17 protein-coding genes are annotated in these 20,259 nt (G+C 59.6%); 5 read left to right on the top strand and 12 right to left on the bottom strand.

Going from position 1 to position 20,259, the window contains the following annotated elements:
• Window positions 1–323: 323 nt before the first annotated feature.
• Complete coding sequence (locus ACL9RI_RS12940; RefSeq protein WP_422726983.1) at window positions 324–836, top strand: hypothetical protein; 513 nt, start codon at window positions 324–326, stop codon at window positions 834–836.
• Here the strand turns inward: ACL9RI_RS12940 and ACL9RI_RS12935 are convergent.
• From ACL9RI_RS12935 to ACL9RI_RS12915, 5 genes are all read right to left on the bottom strand, one after another.
• A complete protein-coding gene (locus ACL9RI_RS12935) occupies window positions 833–3,964 on the bottom strand; it encodes a CusA/CzcA family heavy metal efflux RND transporter (protein ID WP_422726982.1) in 3,132 nt (1,043 codons plus the stop codon). The genes ACL9RI_RS12940 and ACL9RI_RS12935 overlap by 4 nt on opposite strands.
• 42 nt (window positions 3,965–4,006) lie before the next feature.
• A complete protein-coding gene (locus tag ACL9RI_RS12930) occupies window positions 4,007–5,206 on the bottom strand; it encodes an efflux RND transporter periplasmic adaptor subunit (protein WP_422726981.1) in 1,200 nt (399 codons plus the stop codon).
• Window positions 5,207–5,217: 11 nt separating this feature from the next.
• A complete protein-coding gene (locus ACL9RI_RS12925) occupies window positions 5,218–6,438 on the bottom strand; it encodes a TolC family protein (protein WP_422726980.1) in 1,221 nt (406 codons plus the stop codon).
• A gap of 106 nt (window positions 6,439–6,544) precedes the next feature.
• Window positions 6,545–6,910 (bottom strand): cation efflux protein, CzcI family, encoded by a 366-nt coding sequence (gene czcI, locus ACL9RI_RS12920; RefSeq protein WP_422726979.1) that lies wholly within the window; start codon window positions 6,908–6,910, stop codon window positions 6,545–6,547.
• 28 nt (window positions 6,911–6,938) lie between these two features.
• A complete protein-coding gene (locus ACL9RI_RS12915; RefSeq protein WP_422726978.1) occupies window positions 6,939–8,492 on the bottom strand; it encodes a C13 family peptidase in 1,554 nt (517 codons plus the stop codon).
• Between the two features lie 188 nt (window positions 8,493–8,680).
• On the opposite strand from ACL9RI_RS12915, the gene ACL9RI_RS12910 reads away from it, so the two are divergent.
• Window positions 8,681–10,624, top strand: coding sequence for a GAF domain-containing sensor histidine kinase (locus ACL9RI_RS12910; protein WP_422726977.1), 1,944 nt, complete (start codon window positions 8,681–8,683; stop codon window positions 10,622–10,624).
• 308 nt (window positions 10,625–10,932) lie between these two features.
• Here the strand turns inward: ACL9RI_RS12910 and ACL9RI_RS12905 are convergent, their stop codons facing one another.
• The 4 genes from ACL9RI_RS12905 to ACL9RI_RS12890 form a co-directional block, all read right to left on the bottom strand.
• Complete coding sequence (locus ACL9RI_RS12905) at window positions 10,933–11,844, bottom strand: hypothetical protein (RefSeq protein WP_422726976.1); 912 nt, start codon at window positions 11,842–11,844, stop codon at window positions 10,933–10,935.
• Window positions 11,845–12,047: 203 nt separating this feature from the next.
• A complete protein-coding gene (locus ACL9RI_RS12900; protein WP_422726975.1) occupies window positions 12,048–12,647 on the bottom strand; it encodes a DUF6348 family protein in 600 nt (199 codons plus the stop codon).
• 151 nt (window positions 12,648–12,798) lie between these two features.
• A complete protein-coding gene (locus tag ACL9RI_RS12895) occupies window positions 12,799–13,155 on the bottom strand; it encodes an excalibur calcium-binding domain-containing protein (protein WP_422726974.1) in 357 nt (118 codons plus the stop codon).
• Between the two features lie 129 nt (window positions 13,156–13,284).
• Window positions 13,285–14,790 (bottom strand): DUF3369 domain-containing protein, encoded by a 1,506-nt coding sequence (locus ACL9RI_RS12890; RefSeq protein WP_422726973.1) that lies wholly within the window; start codon window positions 14,788–14,790, stop codon window positions 13,285–13,287.
• Between the two features lie 432 nt (window positions 14,791–15,222).
• On the opposite strand from ACL9RI_RS12890, the gene ACL9RI_RS12885 reads away from it, so the two are divergent.
• On the top strand, window positions 15,223–15,723 hold the full coding sequence (locus tag ACL9RI_RS12885; protein ID WP_422726972.1) for a DUF3016 domain-containing protein: 501 nt from the start codon (window positions 15,223–15,225) through the stop codon (window positions 15,721–15,723).
• 44 nt (window positions 15,724–15,767) lie between these two features.
• Here ACL9RI_RS12885 and ACL9RI_RS12880 read toward each other — a convergent pair whose 3' ends face one another.
• Window positions 15,768–16,211 (bottom strand): thioesterase family protein, encoded by a 444-nt coding sequence (locus ACL9RI_RS12880; protein ID WP_422726971.1) that lies wholly within the window; start codon window positions 16,209–16,211, stop codon window positions 15,768–15,770.
• Between the two features lie 96 nt (window positions 16,212–16,307).
• Window positions 16,308–17,522 carry a PQQ-dependent sugar dehydrogenase gene (locus tag ACL9RI_RS12875; protein WP_422726970.1) on the bottom strand — a complete coding sequence of 405 codons (1,215 nt, stop codon included), beginning with the start codon at window positions 17,520–17,522 and terminating at the stop codon, window positions 16,308–16,310.
• A gap of 195 nt (window positions 17,523–17,717) precedes the next feature.
• Here ACL9RI_RS12875 and ACL9RI_RS12870 point away from each other — a divergent pair, with 195 nt between their 5' ends.
• Together ACL9RI_RS12870 and ACL9RI_RS12865 are read left to right on the top strand one after the other, a co-directional pair.
• The gene (locus ACL9RI_RS12870) at window positions 17,718–18,824 is read left to right on the top strand and encodes an S-(hydroxymethyl)glutathione dehydrogenase/class III alcohol dehydrogenase (protein ID WP_422726969.1); all 1,107 of its coding nucleotides are present in this window, start codon (window positions 17,718–17,720) and stop codon (window positions 18,822–18,824) included.
• Between the two features lie 139 nt (window positions 18,825–18,963).
• The gene (locus ACL9RI_RS12865; RefSeq protein WP_422726968.1) at window positions 18,964–19,197 is read left to right on the top strand and encodes a hypothetical protein; all 234 of its coding nucleotides are present in this window, start codon (window positions 18,964–18,966) and stop codon (window positions 19,195–19,197) included.
• Between the two features lie 23 nt (window positions 19,198–19,220).
• On the opposite strand, the gene ACL9RI_RS12860 is transcribed toward ACL9RI_RS12865, so the two are convergent.
• Window positions 19,221–20,228, bottom strand: coding sequence for a GlxA family transcriptional regulator (locus tag ACL9RI_RS12860; protein WP_422726967.1), 1,008 nt, complete (start codon window positions 20,226–20,228; stop codon window positions 19,221–19,223).
• Window positions 20,229–20,259: the final 31 nt, after the last annotated feature.

Raw genomic sequence — 20,259 nt, 5'->3', positions numbered from 1 at the left:
TACGCTGCTTTTTTACGGGAGATGCCTGGTGCGGGTGGACATGCAGACCGTGCGGCGTACGGGGTCGAGGGGCGTCGCGGGGATGAAAGTTGCTTGCAACCAAGCATTATTAAATGCAATATTTGAATTCAAAAAACACAACTATATTGCGATGTAATAATAGGTTGTATTGAGAAATATCAAAGCTCGATTGTTAGAATTTGTCTACTAATTGATGACTTGTATTTTTGCCGAGATCGTCTAAGGGGGAATCGCCAAGAAGGGCCTCATGCCCGGCCGTTTTCGACTATCATGCTAGCCCCAACCATCGAACGAGCACCGCCATGAGCACCGAGTTTTCCACCTTCCCCGATCCCGCTTCCGAGCCAGACCATGACGCCCCGATCCAGGAGCCGCGCCTGTGGGTGGGCAATGGCTGGACGGCCCGGGTGATCAAGAATGAAGAAGATGAAGGCTGGGCCGTGGCCATGATCAAGGACGGCGAACCGGAACCGGCCCTGGTGGGGCCGTGGACCATGGGCCGCGACAAGAAAAATCCGAAGCCGCTCGATGTCAACGCGTTCAATACGCTGGTCAAGACGGCCTCGGAAGTGCTGCGCCGCCATGAACAGCAGTTGCACGCGCAATTGCACAAGAGCCTGTATGTGGCCACCGACGAGGGCCAGGTCAAGGTGATGTTCGACATCGTGCCAGACGAAGACCACCCGTATGCCGAACTGAGCGCCTACGACGCCGAGGGCGAACAGATTGCCAAGGTCCGCACCTCGGCCGCCTTCAAGTTCAACGCCACGGCGGCCGCCAACTGGATCGAAGGCGGCTACCGGAAACCCAACTAGATTTCCTTGCGATAGACCAGCCGGTACAGCAGCGGCAGCACCAGCAGGGTCAGCACGGTCGATGACAGAATGCCGCCGATCACCACGGTGGCCAGCGGGCGCTGCACTTCGGCGCCCGTGCCGGTGGCGATCGCCATCGGCACGAAGCCCAGCGAAGCTACCAGCGCCGTCATCAGCACGGGGCGCAAGCGGGTCAGCGCGCCTTCGCGCACGGCCGCATCGAGCCCCACGCCCTGTTCGCGCAACTGGCGGATAAAGGCAATCATCACCAGGCCATTGAGCACGGCCACGCCCGACAGCGCAATAAAGCCCACGGCGGCCGAGATCGACAGCGGGATATCGCGCAGCCACAGGGCGATGATGCCGCCCGTCAAGGCGAACGGAATGCCGCTAAACACCAGCAAGCCATCCTTGACATTGCCGAACATGGCGAACAGCAACACAAACACCAGGCCCAGCGCGACCGGCACCACCAGTTGCAGCCGTTTGGTGGCCGACTGCAATTGCTCGAACTGGCCACCCCAGCTGGTCCAGTAGCCGGCCGGAATGCTCACCTGGGCCTGCAGTTGCTGTTCCGCTTCGGCAACAAACGAACCGATATCGCGTCCGCGCACATTGGCGCTGATGACGATGCGGCGCTTGCCATCTTCGCGGCTGATCTGGTTCGGCCCTGGCGCCATCTGCAGGCTGGCCACTTCGCCCAGCGGAATGAAGCGCGCGCGGCCTTCCGTGCCGGCGTCACGGGGCAGGGCGATCGGTAATCTCTGCAATTGTTCCAGGTCGCTGCGCAGGTTTTCCGGCAGGCGCACCACGATATCGAAACGGCGGTCGCCCTGGAAGACCGTGCCCGCTTCCTGGCCGCCGATGGCGGTGGCGATCGCCGATTGCACGTCAGCAATGTTGAGCCCGTAACGGGCCGTCTGCTCGCGGTCGATCTGCACCGTCAGCATGGGCAAGCCCGTGGTTTGCTCGACTTTGACTTCTGCCGCTCCTGTAATGCCTCCCAGCACGCTGGCGATCTTGGCCGCCGTGCCATCGAGTACGGCCATGTCGTCGCCGAACAGTTTCACGGCCACGTCGCTGCGCACGCCGGAAATGAGTTCATTGAAACGCAGCTGTATCGGCTGCGAAAACTCATAGTTGTTGCCTGGCAAGCTGTTGGCCGTGGCTTCGATTTCCGCCAGCAATTGCTCACGCGATTTCTTGGGCTGCGGCCACTGATCGCGCGGTTTGAGCATGATGTAGCCATCGGAAATATTCGGCGGCATCGGGTCGGAGGCGATCTCGGCCGTGCCCGTGCGGGCAAATACGCGGGCAATTTCCTGGTGGTTTGCCATCAGCCTGGTTTCCAGCTGCTGCTGCATGGCCAGCGATTGCGTGAGGCTGGTGCCGGGGATACGCAGTGCCTGGATGGCGATATCGCCCTCGTTCAGGCTGGGCACGAATTCGCTGCCCATGCGCGTGACCAGCAAGCCTGACAGCAACACGGCCACGGCAGCAAAGACCAGCACCACGGGCGTGTTGGCCATCACCTGGTCCAGCGCCGGTGCATACCAGCGGCGGGCGGCGCGCATCAGGGTATTTTCCTTTTCCGCCACCTTCTTGCCGATAAACAAGGCGACGGCAGCGGGAATAAAGGTAATCGACAGCAACATGGCGCCCAGCAGTGCGATCACCACCGTCAAGGCCATCGGTGTAAACATGCGTCCTTCCACGCCGGTTAGCGCGAAGATCGGCAGGTAGACCACCATGATGATCAGCTGGCCGTACAGCAGTGGACGGCGCGCCTCTTGCGATGCCGCAAACACTTCATGAAAGCGTTCCTGCAAGATGAGCGGACGGCCGTGTTTTTCCTGCGCATGCGCCAGCCGGCGCACGCAGTTTTCCACGATCACCACGGCGCCATCGATGATGATGCCGAAGTCCAGCGCGCCCAAACTCATCAGGTTGGCGCTGACGTGGTATTGCACCATGCCTGTGAACGTGAACAGCATGGCCAGCGGAATCACCATGGCCGTGATGACGGCGGCGCGGATATTGCCCAGGAACAGGAACAGCACGGCGATCACCAGCACGGCGCCTTCCAGCAGGTTTTTCTTCACCGTATTGATGGCCTTGTCGACCAGTACCGTGCGGTCATACACGGTGACGGCGTGCACGCCCGCAGGCAGGCTGCGGTTGATTTCCAGCATCTTTTTATCGACGGCCTGCGAGACGGCGCGGCTGTTTTCGCCGATCAGCATGAACACCGTGCCCAGCACCACTTCGCGGCCGTTTTCCGTGGCGGCGCCCGTGCGCAGTTCGCGCCCGATCAGCACCTCGGCCACGTCGCGGATGCGGATGACCACGCCTTGCACGTTGGTCACCACGATATTGCCGATATCGCTTTTGGACGCCACCTGTCCCGGTGCGCGGATCAGCAATTGCTCACCCTGGCGCTCGATATAGCCGGCGCCCACATTGCTGTTGTTGCGCTCCAGCGCCGTCACCACGTCTTGCAGGCTGATGCCGTAGGCGGCCAGTTTTTCCGGGCTGGGCGCCACCTGGTATTGCTTGGCATACCCACCGATGGCATTGATTTCCGTCACGCCCGCCACGTTGCGCAATTGCGGCTTGATGATCCAGTCCTGGATTTCGCGCAAGTCCGTCGGCGTGTACGGCGTGCCGTCCGGCTTTTTCGCGCCCGCTTCCGTTTCCACCGTCCACAGGTAAATTTCCCCCAGGCCGGTGGAGACGGGGCCCATCTTCGGCGTGATGCCGGCGGGCAAGCTTTCCCTGGCTTCCTGCAGGCGCTCATTGATCATCTGGCGCGCGAAATAAATATTCGTGCCATCCTTGAAGATCACCGTCACTTGCGACAGGCCATAGCGCGACAGCGAACGGGTCTGTTCCAGGTTCGGCAAGCCTGCCATGACCGTTTCGATGGGGAAGGTGATGCGCTGCTCGGTTTCCAGCGGTGAATACCCGCTGGCCTGGGTGTTGATTTGCACCTGCACATTGGTGATGTCGGGCACGGCGTCGATGGGCAGCTTTTGATAGCTGTAGATGCCCAGGCCTGCCATGGCGGCCACGGCCAGCATCACCAGCCAGCGCTGGGCGATGGCGAAGCGGATCAAGCGTTCAAACATGATGGTTTCCTCGTTTCAACCTTGGATGTAGTGTTCATGGATTCAGTGTTCATGGCCGGCGGCATCCTTGCCCAGCTCGGACTTCAGGACGAAGCTGCCTTGCGCCGCATACGGCGTGCCGCTGGCGAGACCCTCGGTGATTTCCGTCAGCCTGCCGTCGCTGCGCCCCAGTTTTACGGGGGTGGCCTGGAAGCCTTCCTTGATCCTGACGAATACCGTGGGCTGGTCTTCCACGCTCTGGATCGCGTCGCTGTGCACCGTGACGGCCGCATCCGCCTCGCCCGAGACCACCGCCACCGTCACGAACAGGCCGGGACGCCAGGCCATGTCCGGGTTGGACAGGGTGATGCGGGCCTTGGCCGTGCGCGTCTGTTCGCCGATCAGCGCACCGACATAAGTGATGATGCCTTTGGCGCTGGCGTCGAAGGCGGACGCCTTGACTTCCGCCTTGCCGCCCACGCGCACGGTGGCCAGGTCCTTGGCCGGCACGGCGATTTCCGCCCACACGCTGGACAGGTCGGAAATGACGAAGATATTCGCGTCTTCCTTCACCGCTTCGCCCAGCGCAATATGCTTTTCCAGCACCATGCCATCGAACGGTGCGCGGATTTCGTAGCGGTTCAGCGGTCCCTTGCCGCCACCCGTGGCGCCCAGCGCGTTGAGTTTCTGGCTGGCATTTTGCACGGCGATTTCCGCTTCACGCCACGCTTGCTGCGCCTGCAGATAATCCTGTTCGGCCGAAATTTTTTCGTGCCACAGTTTTTCTTCGCGCTCGTAGGTGGAACGGGCCAGCGATAATCTCCGCTGCGCCGACAGCAAGCTGCTGCGCTGCTCGGACAATTCCGTGCTGGCAATCACGGCCAGTACCTGTCCCTTTTTCACCAACTGGCCCAGGTCGGCCTGCACGGCTTCCACCACGCCCGCCAGGCGCGGCACGACGTGGGCCGTGCGGTCTTCATTGAAACGGATTTCTCCGGGCAAGGACACGGTGGTCTTGATGCGCGCCGGGCCAGCGTCGGCGATGGTGACGCCGGCCGCCTGGATCTGCGCTGCATTCAATTCGAGCCTGCCTTCGGCTTCTTCGTGGCCGTGATCATCTTTCTTTGCCGTTTGTTCTTGCGGCTTGCTGGCGGGCGCTGGCTGTGTGCCGCCTGTGCCGAGGATCAAGGCTCCCAGCACGAGGCCGGTTGCGGCGATGGCGGCGATGGCGAGGGTTTGTTTCTTGTTGAGTTGCATCTTCATGGCATGTTTCCTTATGGGGCGGGCGCGCCGAGCAGGCGTTCAATTTCGGCGGCGGCCTGTTGCGCTTCAGTCAGGGCGCGCAGGGTCTGGTTTTTGGCTTGCAGCAAGGTGCGTTGGGCGTCGAGCACATCGAGGAAGGCGAACTTGCCGAATTCAAACCCCTTGCTTGCCGCGTCATACGCGCTTTGCGCGCCCGGTAAAATGTCGCGGCGCAAGCTTTCCACGTCGAGCCGGGCCGTATTCAAGCGTTCGCGCGCATCGGCCAGCGCCGTCTGCAGGTCCAGCGTGGTAGCCGCCAGCTCGTCGCTGGCCTTGTCGCTGCGGCGCAGGGCTTCCAGCTGATTGCCGGCATTGCGGTCGAACAAAGGCAGCGGCACCGACAAGCCGATGATGGCCTGGTTGCGGCCCAGCTCTTCCGAGCGTTTCATGCCCAGGCTGACGGTGATATCGGGCGTGGCGCGGCGCTGTTCCACCTCCAGCATGGCCTGGCGCTGTGCCAGGGTACTGCGCGCCTGCTGCAGGGCCGGTGCCTGCTGCAGGCGCGTGGCCAGGTCACTGCCGGGTGGCAAGGGCGGCAGCGCGTCCAGGGTACCTGCGGCCACGCTGAAGCGGGGCGCGGGATTGCCCCACAGGGCGGCCAGGCGCTTGCGGGCGCTGGCCAGCGCGCCACGGGCCAGGTTCAGTTCCAGCCGGACGCTGGCTTCGGCCACGCGGGCCCGCGTTTCTTCGACAGGAGAGGCTTTGCCAGCCGTGACCCGGCGCGCCGTGATATCGCTGGCGCGGGCGGCCAGCGCTTGCGCGCTATCGGCCAGGCGCAAGCTTTCCTGTGCTGCCAGCACGTCGATGAAGGCGCTTGTGACGGCCGCGCGCGTGTCGGCCTGCTGCATCGCCAGCGCCGCCTCGGCCACCTCTTGCCCCCGCTGCGCCACCAGGCTGCGGGCGCCGCGCTTGCCGCCCAGTTCGATCAACTGGTTCAGCTGCACGGTGGTGCTGCGGGTGGCGCGGCGGGTGTCCTCGACCAGGGTTTGCAGTTCCGGATTGGGCAAGGCTTGCGCCTGCTGCAGGGCGCCGCCCTGGGCGGCCAGTTCATGGCGGGCGGCTGACAGGGTAGGGTTGTTGCCGACCGCCAGGGCTTGGGCAGCCGCCAGGGTCAGCGGTCCTGCGGGTTCTTGCGCGTAGGCATACGTGCCGCCAAGCAAGTTGGCGAGCAATAGAAAAAGAGTGCGGTACATCGAATTCTCCAGAAAACAGGCAAGGAATTCGACGGGACGGACAGAACCGCGCCCGCTGCATGCGCGCGGTGCGTGCTGTCGTCAGAGAGAAAAGCGTCCCGCCGGTCTAGGCGAGCGGGGACCAGTCGGGCCGCTTCGGGCCGTCCGGGATATGCGAGACGTAGAAGAGGGAGGCGTTATCGATGGCGTTCGACGCCATGTCGAACACGGGCATGCTGGCATTGGCGGGCAGCCAGGCGTGGCCGATGCCATGGCAGGCATTGCAGTCGCTGTGCGGCTGGCCCTTGGCTTGTTTATCGGCGGAGGCTTGCTTGTCCGCCGGCTGGTCGCTGCCGGCTTTATGCTGATGATTGTGGTGGCCCAGGTGCTGGGCCGCCTTGCCTTCTTCGTGCTGGCAATAGGCGCTCGCCGCTGCCCAGGACATCTGGAGCGGAAGCACGAACAGCAGCAGGAGCAGGAAGAATTTTTTCATCGGTGAGCGTATTGTACCCAAGAATGCGCTAGCGCAACTGCGCGCGCCACGCTTTCAATTGCGCTTCGATCGCCTTGCCCCGGTAGATCTGCGGCTCGGAATGGTCTTCCGGCGCCACTACGCCATTTTCCTGGAATTCCGTTTCTTCGCGCGCGTTGACCAGCACTTTGGCCTTGTCGAACGCTTCGCCAAAGCTGGCGCTATGGGGCAGCGCGTCCTTGAAATAGGCTTCGCTGAAATACGTGAATTCGTTCTGGTCGTCGCAGCCGAACGAGGTGCGGTCGCGCCGCGCCGCCGTGATCACCAGGGTATGGTCATCCTTCAGGGTATCGATGAAGCCGCCCGCGTAGCAGGCCGACACCAGCACCACTTTCCAGCGGATGCCGGTCTTTTTCAGCATCTCGGCCAGCTCTTGCGCGGGCAGGCTGCGCAAGTCCATGCCATTTTGCGCCAGCGACAGTTCATGCTCGGGCGAACCGTGGCTGGTGAGGAAGAGGAACAGGATATCGTTGTTCTTGTCCATCTTGCCGGCGATGGCGTCCAGGCTGGCGCGGATGCTGGTGATGGTGGCCATCGGCTGTTTGGCCACCGTGTTGCGGCTGTTGACCAGCATCAGGGAGCGGCCTGCCGTGCCGTAATCGCGGTCGAACTGGTGCTGCACGTAATTGGTTTCGCGATGGAATACTTCCTGCGATCCGTCGCCGGCCACGCCCAGCAGATACAGATTGATTTTTTTCGCCGGATCGCGCGCTGCCAGCTTGCCCAGCGCCTGTTCCAGCAGGGTGCGCTGGCTGTACAGGGCCAGTTCCACATTGTCGCGCGTGAGCTTGTCGCCGGCCGGGTCGTCCAGCTGGCCTTCGGTCCAGTTGCCGCTGTCTTCCTTGCGGCCATCGGCTTGCGCCGTGGCGTAGCGCAGCACGCCCTTGCCGTCGAATACGCCATTCTTGAAGCCGCCCCGGTATTCATCGCCATCGGCCGTGCGCAGCACACCCTCGCCCTCGAATTTCCAGTCCTTCAGCGGCCCCTCGTAATGGATGCCGTCCCTGGTGGTGACGGTGACCTTGCCCAGCGGCTGGCCTTGCACGAACTGGCCTTCAAAGACGGTGCCATCGGTATCGGTGAGCTTGCCTGCGCCATGCGGTTTCCAGTTCTTGAAGGCGCCCACGAAGCTGCCGCCATCAGCGCCCACGTAGCTGCCGTTGCCCTCGAAGCTGCCCTTGCTGAAGCTGCCTGAATAGACTTCGCCCTTGGGCGAGCTGTACTTGCCCTCGCCATCGAAAGCGCCCTGACGGAAGGCGCCCACATAGTCCACCCCCGAACTTTGCCGCAAATGGCCCTGGCCGGAAAACACGCCCCGTTCGAAGCCGCCTTCATAGTAGGCGCCGCTGGCGTATTCCAGCCGGCCCTGGCCTTGCATCTTGCCGTCGACCAGCGGGCCGAAATAGCGTCCGCCATCGGCTGTCTCTGCCGCAGGTGGCCGGGCCGGTGGCGCCGCGCACAGCGGCGGCATGCCCAGGGCGGCAAACAGCAGCAGGCCGGCGAGGGTGTAAGGGCGGAGCGAAGAGCGGCGCGGTGCGGTCATGGAGAAAAGAGCAGGGCTGGTCGTTAGCGGGTGCCTAGTCTGCCATTGTCTGGCCCGGCTGGCAAATACGGACGTGCACAGCGATGCTGAAGTCTTGCCTTTTAGCCGTGCCAAGCCTGGGCTGAACTGCTAATATTGCTTGGAGTGTACAGAAAGCAATATGTACAAAAAGAAATATAAGGGAAAACATGGAAAGCCGTCTCAGCCGCCTTGAAGCCGTTCAAACCGTCTTGCTGGAAATCGGGCAGCGCTCGAGCACGTGCAGCGATATTTCAGAATTCCTGCAAGCGGTGCACGCGGCGCTGGGGCGCATCATGTATGCGGCCAACTTTTATGTGGCCCTGAGCGACCATGATGATGGCCTGGTGCGCTTTCCGTATTTTGTCGATGAATTCGACGCTGCGCCATCGCCGGACGCCGGCGTGCGCCTGGCCAGCGCCGCGCAGTCGCCCACGGCCTGGGTGATCGTGAACCGCAAGCAGCTGGTAATGTCGGCCGGCGACGAAGCCATGCGCGCCATCGATGGCGGTTCCTGGGGCGGCGGCACGGCTGCCGAACACTGGATAGGCTGTCCGCTGCTGGACCAGCAGCACCAGGCGCTGGGCGCCATCGTGATCCAGAGTTATACCGCCGCACACCGTTTCAGCGATGAAGACCAGGCCCTGTTTGCGCTGATCGCCACCCATGTCTCGAGCGCGCTGCAAGGCATGCAAAGCATGGACCGGCTGGAAAAGGCGGTGCAGGAGCGCACGGCCCTGCTGGCGCATGAAGTGGCCGAACGGCGGCGGGCGGAAAACCTGCAGCACGCGCTGTATGAAATCGCCAACCTGTCGGCGCAAGCGTCGGACGCCGGCACCCTGTATGCACGCCTGCACGCCATCATCAGCGAACTGGTGACGGCGAAAAACTTCCTGATCGCCCTGTATCACCCGGACAGCAAGGACATCACGATCCCGTATTTTGTCGATGAAAAAGATGCGCAGGCGCCCGTCAAGCGCTTTCACTACGGCATCGGCATGAGTTCCTACATCCTGGCGCGCCGGCAAGCCTGTTTGCTCGATGCCGACAGTTATGCGGCGCTGGTGGCCAGCGGCGAGATGAACGAACCGCTGGGCAATGTCGGCATCGCCAGCTGGATGGGCGCGCCCATGCTGCTGGGCGAGCGCGCGTATGGCGTGATCATCGTGCAAAGTTATGACGCTTCCGTCGTGTATGGCCAGGCCGAACTGGATGTGCTGGCCTTCATGGCCAGCCACGTGGCGGTGGCGATTGCGCGCATGCAAGCCGACGTGGCCATGCGCCAGGCCAAGGAAGCGCTGGAAGAACAGAATGCGGCCCTGAACAGTGCCTTGAGCGCGCTCAAGGAAGCGCAGTCGGAACTGGTGCGCCAGGAAAAACTCGCGTCCCTGGGCCGCCTGGTGGCCGGCGTCGCGCATGAAATCAATACGCCGCTGGGCATTTGCGTGACGGCCACCAGCCATCTGGTGCAGGAACTGAAACTGACGCGTGAAGACCTGGCAGCCGGCCAGCTCGATGAAGATGGTTTACAGCAATTTTTTGGCATCATCGACCAGACCCTGCGCATCATGACCACCAATACCCAGCGCGCGGCAGCCCTGGTGCGCAGCTTCAAGCAGGTGGCGGTGGACCAGTCGTCGGATGAACTGCGCAGTTTTAACTTGCGCAAATACCTCGATGAAGTGCTGCTGTCGCTGCAGCCCAAGCTGAAAGGCAAGCCGGTGAAGGTGGAGATCGATTGCGCACCAGATTTGCACTTGCGCAGCTATCCGGGCGCCGTCTCGCAAATCGTCACGAATATGGTGGTCAATTCGCTGGTGCATGGCTTTGCGGAGGGCGAACCGGGCAAGATCACGCTCAGCGCCAGGAGCGAGGGCGCGATGCTGGCGCTCGATTACAGCGACGATGGAATGGGCATGGATAGCGCCACCCTGGGCCAGCTGTTCGACCCCTTCTTCACGACCAAGCGCGGTTCCGGCGGCAGCGGCCTGGGAGCGCATATTCTGTATAACCTGGTGACGGGCCCGCTGGGCGGCACGGTGAAAGTGGCCAGTGCGCCCGGTATGGGCTTGCACTACAAGATACGTTTTCCTTTAGAACCCAAGAGTGCTTGAAAGGTTGGGACTTGAACAGCGGGCCGGAGACGCGGGCCTGAGAAAATGCCGATGGTGGCGTTGCGGCTTCCTTGCCGTACATGCGTACTGTCTGCGTCGCCGCGCCTTGCCCTCGACATTTTTCAGGCCCGCTTGGCCCGGAGCACCCAGCTTGACGTCTTGGGCCGAAGCATGTTTTGCTGGTATGCGTATCGGTCAGGGGCACTTGGCTAATTGATGAGTGGCTGATGTCGCCCCTAAGCGGAAGTTGAACCGGATAATTGATTTATTATCTGCAAAGAATAATGATAACAACCAGACATTTTCTCTTAGGCGACTAAACGGCCTTTAAGCCAAGGATTGGCTTGTACTTTCGTATTGTGGTATTTCTTAAGCCATTCAAATTTTTTAACAACCGACTCAAGTACACTGCGGCTAGCTTGATCGTTACCAGAAGCTTCAATGCGAGTATGCAATTCCAAAAGCTTCTTCTCTATCTGCTCTGCGTGTCTTTGAATTTGATTTTTAACAGAGTCGAGGTGGATAAGATACATGTCGAGGTTCCGGTCCGCAGCGGCCTTGATCATCGGTATCCTTTTGTTTACGGTAGCAATTGCATATCCAATATGGTCGATAAAAAGTTGACCGTCTACATCATCACGTTGCAGTATGCTGTTTCCACCATACATATTATCGCTAAGAAAATCGATCATTTTCATTAGTCCAGAATTTTCCTCAACTGCCGGATGAATGACGATTCGAGGATACTTTGCGATTGAGCTCTCAGTCTGATAGGCTTCAATCAGTCCTTCGCCGACAGCGAATCTATCCTTCACGTAGCAATACTTATTCGAAACTCCGCCGCGTAAGAATAGTCCCTTTTCAAGATAGCATTTGAAGATAAAGGTTTGGAGCCTCATCGCAATAATGAAAAGAGCGTTCGCCGAGTGCATAAGTTGCTTTTTCTCATTATAAGGTTCTGAAGTTTCTTTTGGCTTATAAGTGATAATCAGAGAGTCAGAGACAAAGCAATTATTGATATCATAGTGCTCATATAGATTAAATTCTTTATTATTTCGATACTGTTCTTTGACGTGAGGGGCATCGGTGAGCTCTAGGAGAGCTTGATTGCCTTCCATGAAACTTACGAATTCCTGCGCCGAAGCGTCAGAATCTATGCTGCCGTTAATATCTCGGTATCCCAGCATATCGATGAATAGTGTCCACTGTATGAGCTTCATGCGGTATCTTATCGTGAAAAAAAGATGATGATGTTAATGGTTGACCGTCTGCTGTTGGCCGAACCCGGCCGACGGTACTCAGGATAGCATCTTGCCCATGTGAAAAATTCACCAATTGTCACCCCGGCGGGAGTTGCCCCTTAGCGGAAGTTCACCATTCAAAATGCAACGGGATAACCCGGTTGCCCGACAACGGGTATCAGCTAACTGGAGCGGAGAACCACAAACAATCGCACGCTGTAGTAGCCCATACTGTCCGCCCATTGAATGCCCTCAAGACAGCGGATTCCTGATTCCCAAGTTTCATTGTCCTTTAATGCTTCAAATGTGCGTTGTCCAGCGACGTTGCAGAAGAAGAATCGAAACCAGTGCAGTTCACCCATCAGAGAATCAAGTTTGATGACGTTCTCTACTTGAGCGAATAAGTCAGCCGGTATGTCCGCTGTGACTCCTTCTGAGCCACGAGTCCCGAAGTTTCCTATAAATGCAGTATATCGCCTCCCACCAATACCCCAATCTTCCGTGGTTACTTGGGTTTTATCGTTCTGATTCCAAAGTGCAGCAAGCAGGACATGAAAGGAGTTAACTGTGAAGTTCGTCAAGGCATCGTTTAGACCAACTTCGTCTTCGCCGATGCCTGCAAAGCACTCCTCAATCGTAACACCCTCTCTGACAAATGCTTGTACATCTAACCGCCCGTTTGATGAACCGGGAAACCACGTCGCTCTTAAGGCCGGAAGTTCAGAATTTGGAAGAACCCAATCGTTGTGGGTCGTACATTCGATATCGTGGCCCTCAAACAAGCGAACAAGAAAGTCTGATGTCCTAAGGATCGCAGGTTCAGGGATGACCTGTTTCGCAGAAAATCGTCTAAGTAGATATCGCAGCATTTACTAAGTAATGAAATTTTTCGAGTGACCGTTCTTGGCCGAAGGCCGTCTATCAAAAAGCCATTTACTTGCACCATTGCTTCTCACATGGAATACCGTCATTATTGCCATCCATCTTGACGTTAGGGCAGTGCTGCAAAAAATACGTAGCCTCTTCGCATGACTTCATTTGACTGCAATAAGTACGGCCGTCACATGCAAAAGACGTCTCACTTTCCATCAGAATCTTTGGTGCCGATACAGTTTCTAGCGGCGCATCAGAAGCTAATGCCATCGGTTCAGTAGGCATCTTTACACTTGAGCTGTATTTTTCATAGCCCTTCCATGCCAACGCTGCCAATACCACTACTAAAACAATTCTTTTCATCAAAACGCTTTCGTAGGTGGCGATGGCTGCTTTTGGCCGATTGCCGACCTTCACCGATTCCCCCACTTTTGCACGCAGTGCGTGACGAGATCAGCCGCAGTCACTTACTGAATGTGTGTGACAAAAACGGCCGTGGCTGCATTGCCCGTGCTGCGCCTGGCTTACGTATCCGGGCAGTCCCGGCTAGTCCGGGAAACGCTGGTTCAGCGCCAGCGCCTCATCCAGATTTGCAATCAGCAATTCCACATATTGCGGGTCCAGATGGCTGCCGCTGACTTCGCGCAGGTAGCTGACGACTCTTTCCAGGGGCCAGGCTTCCTTGTAGCAACGTTTGTGCATCAGGGCATCGAACACGTCGGCGACGGCGGCGATGCGCGCGTATTTGTGGATGTGCTCGCCAGACAGCCCTTGCGGGTAGCCGCTGCCGTCGAATTTTTCATGGTGCTGGTGGGCGATCACGGCCGCGGCCTTCAACAGCGGGCGCTGCGAGCCGTCGAGGATGGACATGCCCACCGTGGGGTGCTGCTTCATGATTTCCCATTCGGCCGCGTCGAGCTTGCCCGGTTTTAACAGCACGGCGTCGGGCGTGGAAATCTTGCCGATGTCGTGCATGGGCGCCGCGTGGCGCAGCACCATGGTTTCTTCGTCGGACATGCCGGACGCCTGCGCCAGCAACTGGCACACTTCGGCCATGCGGCGCACATGGTTGCCGCCTTCGTGGGAACGCGATTCGACCACGTCGCCCAGGCGCAGGATCAGTTCGGCCTGGGTATCGGTGATTTCCTGGGTCAACAGGATATTGTCGAAGGCAATCGCCACGCCCGAGCAAAACACTTCCAGCAATTGCGCATCGAGTTCGGAAATTTCTTCCACGCCTTTTAATACCAGCAAGGAGGCCTTGCCGCTGCTGTTGGGAAAGTAGCCGACATAGGTATCGCCTTGCAGGCGCGAGATCTTGTTGCTCTTGGCGTCGTCCAGTTGCGACAGCAGCGAGGGGCTGAGGATGCCGTCGTCCGTGTCGCCGATCTGCGCCAGGATTTCATAGTCTTGCTCGCCCGTAATCGCACTGGCGCCGCGCAAGCGCAGCAGCATGCTCGTTTCCAGGCGCAACAGGGCGACCACTTGCTGCAGCAGGCCGCTGGCGAAGTCGCGCAGGTTGCGTTGCTTGAAGATATGGGCGGAAGCGGCGATGACGCGCTCCAGGCCTTCGCGGTAATTGAGCTGGGCCAGGCGCGCTTCCTCGACTTTCATGATGTCGCGGTAGGCGCGCAGGGCGGCAAAGGTGGTGGTGAACAGCTTGGTGCGGTCGAGCTCGGTTTTTTCCTTGTAGTCGTTGATGTCGTAATTGACGATCACGCGCTCCTCGGGGGCTTGGCCGGGCTGGCCGGTGCGCAGCACGATGCGTGTAAAGCGGTTATTTAATTCTTCGCGCATCCAGCGCGCCACTTCCAGGCCGCTGTCTTCGCGCTCCATCACCACGTCGAGAAACACCAGCGCAATGTCTGCTTCGCGCGCCAGCACCTGCTTGGCTTCCGCGCCGCTGTAGGCGTGCAGAAAGCTGAGGGCGCGGCCTTCCAGGCGGAAGCGGCTCAGTGTCAGTTCGGTGATGTCGTGGATATCGGGTTCGTCATCGACGAGCAGGACTTTCCAGGGCGCTAACTTGGGCGATGCTGAAGACAAAAATGACATGAGGGCGAGTTCCGCTAAAAGGCATAACTGACGCAATGCAAGACGCCCTGCGCCAGGAATTCCTGTGCGCCACTACCGGCGTTGCGCGTTTTTCGGGCGCATTTTGTCGATTGTAGACTGACAGCTAAGTATTAACAACAAGCAAGAATGATTGTCGTATTTCATGTAGCCATCGTATCAAAAATGCTAAATCTCTAGCATATTTATTTTATCGCTTAGGCAACTATATTTTCAAGACAATACTTTGTTTTAATCAATATTGCCAATGAAACTGTAAAAACAAGGCGCATGCCAGGATAATGTAGCCTCAGCAAAAAGATCGTAACAAGGTATGAATTTTGCAAAAAACTGCAGGAGATGCGTTTATAGTAAAGCGTAGCTGAAAGAACGGACGTGGCCTGGAGGCCACCGCATTCCTTGAAAGGGATCATCATGAACAAGAAGTTGACGCGCGCCCTGTTCGCGGGCATGGTCTTGCTGGCCAGTAGCGCTGCCTGGGCCGAGACTCAGGTGAAATATGACAAGCCGGACGACTTCACGGACTTGCCTTTTGACCAGACCAAGCGTGACACCGTACTGAAAGACTTGACGGCCCATTTTGAAAAACTGGGACAGAGCCTGCCATCCGGACAAAACCTGCAAATCAATGTCACCGATATCGACCTGGCGGGCCGTGAAGAGCCCAGATTGCGCGGCATCAACGATTTGCGCATCATGAATGGCCGTGTCGACTGGCCACGCATGCGGCTGCATTATGTACTGTCGCAGCCAGATGGCAAGGTGATCAACAGCGGCGATGCGGCCCTGTCCGACATGTCATACCTGAGCCGCATCAACCGTTATGCCAATGATGACGCGTTACGCTATGAAAAACTGATGCTCGATGACTGGTTCGCCAGCACCTTCGGTGTCAAGGTGGAGCTCACGAGGTAAGCCCTGCGCTGGTTCAGCCGCCAGATCTTGCTTGCCACGCTCTGTCAATCGACCCAGTTCACTTGCGGAAACTTGCTACCGAAATCTTCCGGCATGGGGACGACCTGGCTGAGCTTATAGTTGAAAAACACGAAGCCGGACTTGGCCATGGCGATCAGGGTCGCGTCGCGCGGGCGCGTGATGCGGAAGGTGATGTCGCCGCCATATTTATTGAAATCCATGACACCCACTTCGAACAGCAGCTGGTCGCGCGCATGGGCTTCGGCACGGTAGGTGGTGGCCAGGTCGGTGACGATGATGCCGGTGCCGTCTGCCTCGATATCGCGCACGCCATATTCGAACAGGAAGCGCGCACGGGCTTCGGAAATCATGGAAATCATGGAGTCATTGCCGAGATGATTACCGGCATTGATGTCCGTCGTGCGTACCGTCAATTGCGAGGAATAGCAGTATTGGTCTTCGGGAAATTCAAGTTTCAAACGGGCCATAGTGTTCTCTTGAGCTGGTGCGCAGGGCGTGGCGGAAAAGCTAATTTTAGCCGCTTCGCCGCACCCTGTCGAAAAACTGGCCCTGGCGTGCGCCATTCACTTGCGCACGATACGGTACACGGTACCCGTTCCGCTCAGCATACTCAGCATATACAGCTCGTTCTGCGCATCCTGCCCAAACGAGAGTATGTTGCCGACATTCATGATGCCCCAGTCCGTGACAGCCGATGCCGTGCCATTGCTGTAGCTGAAGCTTTTTAGCCAGCCGCTGCAGTAGTCGGAATACAGGTATTGCCCCGCCAATTCCGGCAAGGCCGTGCCGCGGTACACGTAGCCGCCCGTGATCGAGCAGCCGCCCGCGCTGTCGTGGCCATAGGTGATCGCGGGCAACACCAGCCCCGCCTGGCTGCAACTGCTGCTGTTGTAGCACACGTTGCCCTCCATGATGTTCCAGCCATAGGTGTTGCCGGATTGCCCGGCCGGGCTGACATCGACTTCTTCCACCCTGGCTTGTCCCACGTCGGCGATATACAGCAGCTGGGCCGGCACGTCGAAGGCGTAGCGCCATGGATTGCGCAAGCCGTAGGCCCAGATTTCGCCACGCTGGCCAGCCACTCCGGCGAAGGGGTTGCCAGCTGGAATGGCGTAGGGCTGGGCCACGCTGCTGGCGTTGACATCGAGGCGCAGCAGTTTTCCCAGCAGCACATGCGTATTTTGCGCATTCCCAGGTGGATCGCCAGCGCTGCCGCCATCGCCCGTGCCTGCATACAGATAGCCGTCCGGGCCAAAGCTGAGCTGGCCGCCATAGTGGTTGCTGAACGTGGGGTGGGCGATGGTGAGGATGGTCAGTACGGACAGGGGATCGGCCAGATTGGCGTTGCCGGCTGACACCTGGCGCCGCTCGATGACGATATCGCCGGCCAGGTTCGTGTAATAGAGGAAGAAATAGCCATTGCTGGCGTATTGCGGGTGAAACGCCATCGACAGCAGCCCCCGCTCGCCATCATTGGTGGTCAACCCGCTGATATCGAGGAAGGGCGCAGCCAGCAGGGCGCCGTTGGCGACGATGCGGATGCGGCCCGGACGTTCGACGATGAACAGCCGGCTGTCGCCGGGCGGCGCCGTGAGGAAGATGGGAGAGCTCAGTCCGCTGGCAACCGGTTGCAGTGCCAGCGCCAGTGGCGTGGGTGTGGGTGTCGTGCCTGGATGGTGGTCGTGATGGCTACCGCCGCAGGCGGCCAGCAAGCCCAGGCAGCAAACCAGCAGCAGGCGACGCCAGCTTGGGGAGGTCCAGAAAAATTGCTTGCGCATCTCAGTCTCCTGCAGCAGGGACGCAGTAGCATTGAGCATGCGCTTGCTTGCCTGGATGGGATTGAGCCAGCGCAAATGAACTCGCGCAGCATCGGACAACTGCGCCGCGTTTTCAGACAATCGTCGCGCCGGTGCCTGCGCAGGGCGGGCAGGGGGCCGATAATGGCGGCTTTCGAAACCGAGCAGGAGTTGTAGATGAAAACCAAAGCAGCCGTGGCCTGGAAGGCGGGCGCGCCCCTGACCATCGAGGAAGTGGACCTGGCCGGCCCGCGCGCGGGCGAAGTGCTGGTCGAGCTGAAAGCCACCGGCATTTGCCACACTGATTACTACACCTTGTCGGGCGCCGATCCGGAAGGCTTGTTTCCTGCCATCCTGGGCCATGAAGGCGCCGGCGTGGTGGTGGACGTGGGGCCGGGCGTGACGAGCCTGAAAAAGGATGACCACGTCATCCCGCTGTACACGCCGGAATGCCGCCAGTGCAAATTCTGCCTGTCGCAAAAAACCAATTTGTGCCAGGCGATCCGCTCCACGCAAGGCCGCGGTTTGATGCCGGATGCCTCCAGCCGCTTTTCGCTGGACGGCAAGCCGCTGTTCCACTACATGGGCACCTCGACCTTTTCGAATTACATCGTGGTGCCGGAAATCGCGCTGGCGAAGATCCGCTCCGACGCGCCGTTCGATAAAGTCTGCTACATCGGTTGCGGCGTGACCACGGGCGTGGGCGCCGTGCTGTTTTCGGCCAAGGTCGAGGCGGGCGCCAATGTGGCCGTGTTCGGCCTGGGCGGCATCGGCCTGAACGTGATCCAGGCGGCCAAAATGGTGGGAGCCGACAAGATCATCGGCATCGACATCAACCCGGCGCGCCAGGCCATCGCCCGCAAGTTCGGCATGACGCATTTTATTAATCCGAACGAAGTGGAGAATGTCGTCGACGCCATCGTGCAACTGACCGATGGCGGCGCCGATTACTCGTTCGAATGCGTGGGCAACACGACCCTGATGCGCCAGGCGCTCGAGTGCACGCACAAGGGCTGGGGCAAGTCGTTCATCATTGGCGTGGCAGCGGCCGGCCAGGAAATTTCCACGCGCCCATTCCAGCTGGTGACGGGCCGCGAATGGCACGGTTCGGCCTTTGGCGGCGCACGGGGACGCACGGACGTGCCGAAAATCGTCGATTGGTATATGGAAGGCAAGCTCAACATCGATGACCTGATCACCCACCGCTTGCCGCTGGAGCGCATCAATGAAGGGTTTGACCTGATGAAGAGCGGCGAGTCTATCCGTTCGGTGGTGCTGTACTAACTCCCTCTGTACTAACTCTCTGTACTCGCTGCGCAACACTTGTGCGGCCATGCGGGGCGGCGTGCTGTACTTCGGCGGCCGCCCCTGCTACTGTCAAGGCATTGTTTTCATATTGTGAACGTTGCCGCAGGAGTCTACGATGTTTGCCACTGCCTATCTTTCCACCTTGCGCCGCATGCTGCCCATCTTCGCGGCCGCTGCTGCCGGTTCCCTGATCGCCTTCTGGTTCAGCGGCGCCGCCATCCTGGCGACCCCGGCCATCTGGCTGGCGCTGCTGGCCACTTTCCTGCTGTCGGCGCTGATGTTTACGCCGCTGGCCTTGCATCGCCGGCAATTGGCGACGCGCCAGGTCCGCAGCAAAAAGTTACGCTAAAAAAACTGCGCTGAACACGGCGCTTATTCGCGCCGGGTACTGGAAAAGCGTTCGCGGTAATCGCGTGGCGTAATGCCGAGTTTCTTGTGGAACAGGCGGCGCAAGCGTTCTTCGCTATGCAAGCCTGCCTGTGCGGCCACCTGTTTCAGTGAACTTACATTGTCTTCCAGCAGGCGGCGCGCCACTTCGAAGCGTGCCGTGTCGATGAATTCCGTGGGGCTGGCGCCAGTTTCACGCTGGAACACGCGCGTAAAATTGCGCTCGCTCATGGCCAGCCTGGCCGCCAGCAGCGGGATCGTCAACGGTTGGGCCAAATGTTCCATGATCCAGCCTTGCAACTGGCGCATGCCCGGATGGGTCGTCATCTGGCTGGCCAGGTGCACGGAAAACTGCGACTGGCCGCCGGGCCGTTTCAGATACACCACCAGGTCGCGCGCCACTTCCAGCGCGATGTCGCGGCTGAAATGGTCTTCCACCAGCGCCAAGGCCAGGTCGATGCCGGCCGTCACGCCAGCCGAGGTCCATAAGTTTCCTTCGCGCACGAAAATCGCATCGGCATTCACGTTGACCTGCGGGTAGCGCTGGCGCAGGCTGTCCACCGCGCTCCAGTGCGTGGCGGCGCTCTTGCCGTCCAGAATGCCGGCTTCGGCCAGGAAGAAGCAGCCTGTGCACAAGGCGGCCAGGGTCGGGATGCGGGGCGCCGCCTCGGCCACCCAGGCCGCGATGGCGGGCAGCTCTTGCAGCACCTCTTCCACGTTGTGGCAGCCGACGATCACGGCCAGGTCGGGCAGGCGTGTACTGTCGAGCGCCTTGCTGGCGTGCAATGACATCAAGGTGTCGGACTCGACCGGCCCAACGGCGGTGGACACGATGCGCACGTCGTAGCCGCCAGGCAATTGGCGCAGGCGTAGATGGGTGTTGGCGTAGTCAAACACCTTCATGGCGCCGATGGCTTCGAGCGCCTTGAAGCCGGGATACACGATGAGGTCGACGGTGCGCAATGGCGTGTCAGTAGGGCTTTGCTTGATCATGCGATATGCGCGAGGGTAAAAAATACTGCCA

The sequence above is a fragment of the Janthinobacterium sp. Mn2066 genome, assembly GCF_049319705.1.
Taxonomy (GTDB): domain Bacteria; phylum Pseudomonadota; class Gammaproteobacteria; order Burkholderiales; family Burkholderiaceae_D; genus Janthinobacterium.
This window is presented reverse-complemented; position numbering and strand designations above follow the sequence as displayed.

Bases quoted from the DNA above. Each gene is read 5' to 3' on its own strand.
- ACL9RI_RS12910 (WP_422726977.1), top strand. From the start codon at position 8,681: ATGGAAAGCCGTCTCAGCCGCCTTGAAGCCGTTCAAACCGTCTTGCTG.
- ACL9RI_RS12875 (WP_422726970.1), bottom strand. From the start codon at position 17,522: ATGCGCAAGCAATTTTTCTGGACCTCCCCAAGCTGGCGTCGCCTGCTG.
- ACL9RI_RS12885 (WP_422726972.1), top strand. From the start codon at position 15,223: ATGAACAAGAAGTTGACGCGCGCCCTGTTCGCGGGCATGGTCTTGCTG.
- ACL9RI_RS12935 (WP_422726982.1), bottom strand. From the start codon at position 3,964: ATGTTTGAACGCTTGATCCGCTTCGCCATCGCCCAGCGCTGGCTGGTG.
- ACL9RI_RS12925 (WP_422726980.1), bottom strand. From the start codon at position 6,438: ATGTACCGCACTCTTTTTCTATTGCTCGCCAACTTGCTTGGCGGCACG.
- czcI (WP_422726979.1), bottom strand. From the start codon at position 6,910: ATGAAAAAATTCTTCCTGCTCCTGCTGCTGTTCGTGCTTCCGCTCCAG.
- ACL9RI_RS12870 (WP_422726969.1), top strand. From the start codon at position 17,718: ATGAAAACCAAAGCAGCCGTGGCCTGGAAGGCGGGCGCGCCCCTGACC.
- ACL9RI_RS12915 (WP_422726978.1), bottom strand. From the start codon at position 8,492: ATGACCGCACCGCGCCGCTCTTCGCTCCGCCCTTACACCCTCGCCGGC.
- ACL9RI_RS12930 (WP_422726981.1), bottom strand. From the start codon at position 5,206: ATGAAGATGCAACTCAACAAGAAACAAACCCTCGCCATCGCCGCCATC.
- ACL9RI_RS12890 (WP_422726973.1), bottom strand. From the start codon at position 14,790: ATGTCATTTTTGTCTTCAGCATCGCCCAAGTTAGCGCCCTGGAAAGTC.
- ACL9RI_RS12880 (WP_422726971.1), bottom strand. From the start codon at position 16,211: ATGGCCCGTTTGAAACTTGAATTTCCCGAAGACCAATACTGCTATTCC.
- ACL9RI_RS12860 (WP_422726967.1), bottom strand. From the start codon at position 20,228: ATGATCAAGCAAAGCCCTACTGACACGCCATTGCGCACCGTCGACCTC.
- ACL9RI_RS12865 (WP_422726968.1), top strand. From the start codon at position 18,964: ATGTTTGCCACTGCCTATCTTTCCACCTTGCGCCGCATGCTGCCCATC.
- ACL9RI_RS12940 (WP_422726983.1), top strand. From the start codon at position 324: ATGAGCACCGAGTTTTCCACCTTCCCCGATCCCGCTTCCGAGCCAGAC.
- ACL9RI_RS12905 (WP_422726976.1), bottom strand. From the start codon at position 11,844: ATGAAGCTCATACAGTGGACACTATTCATCGATATGCTGGGATACCGA.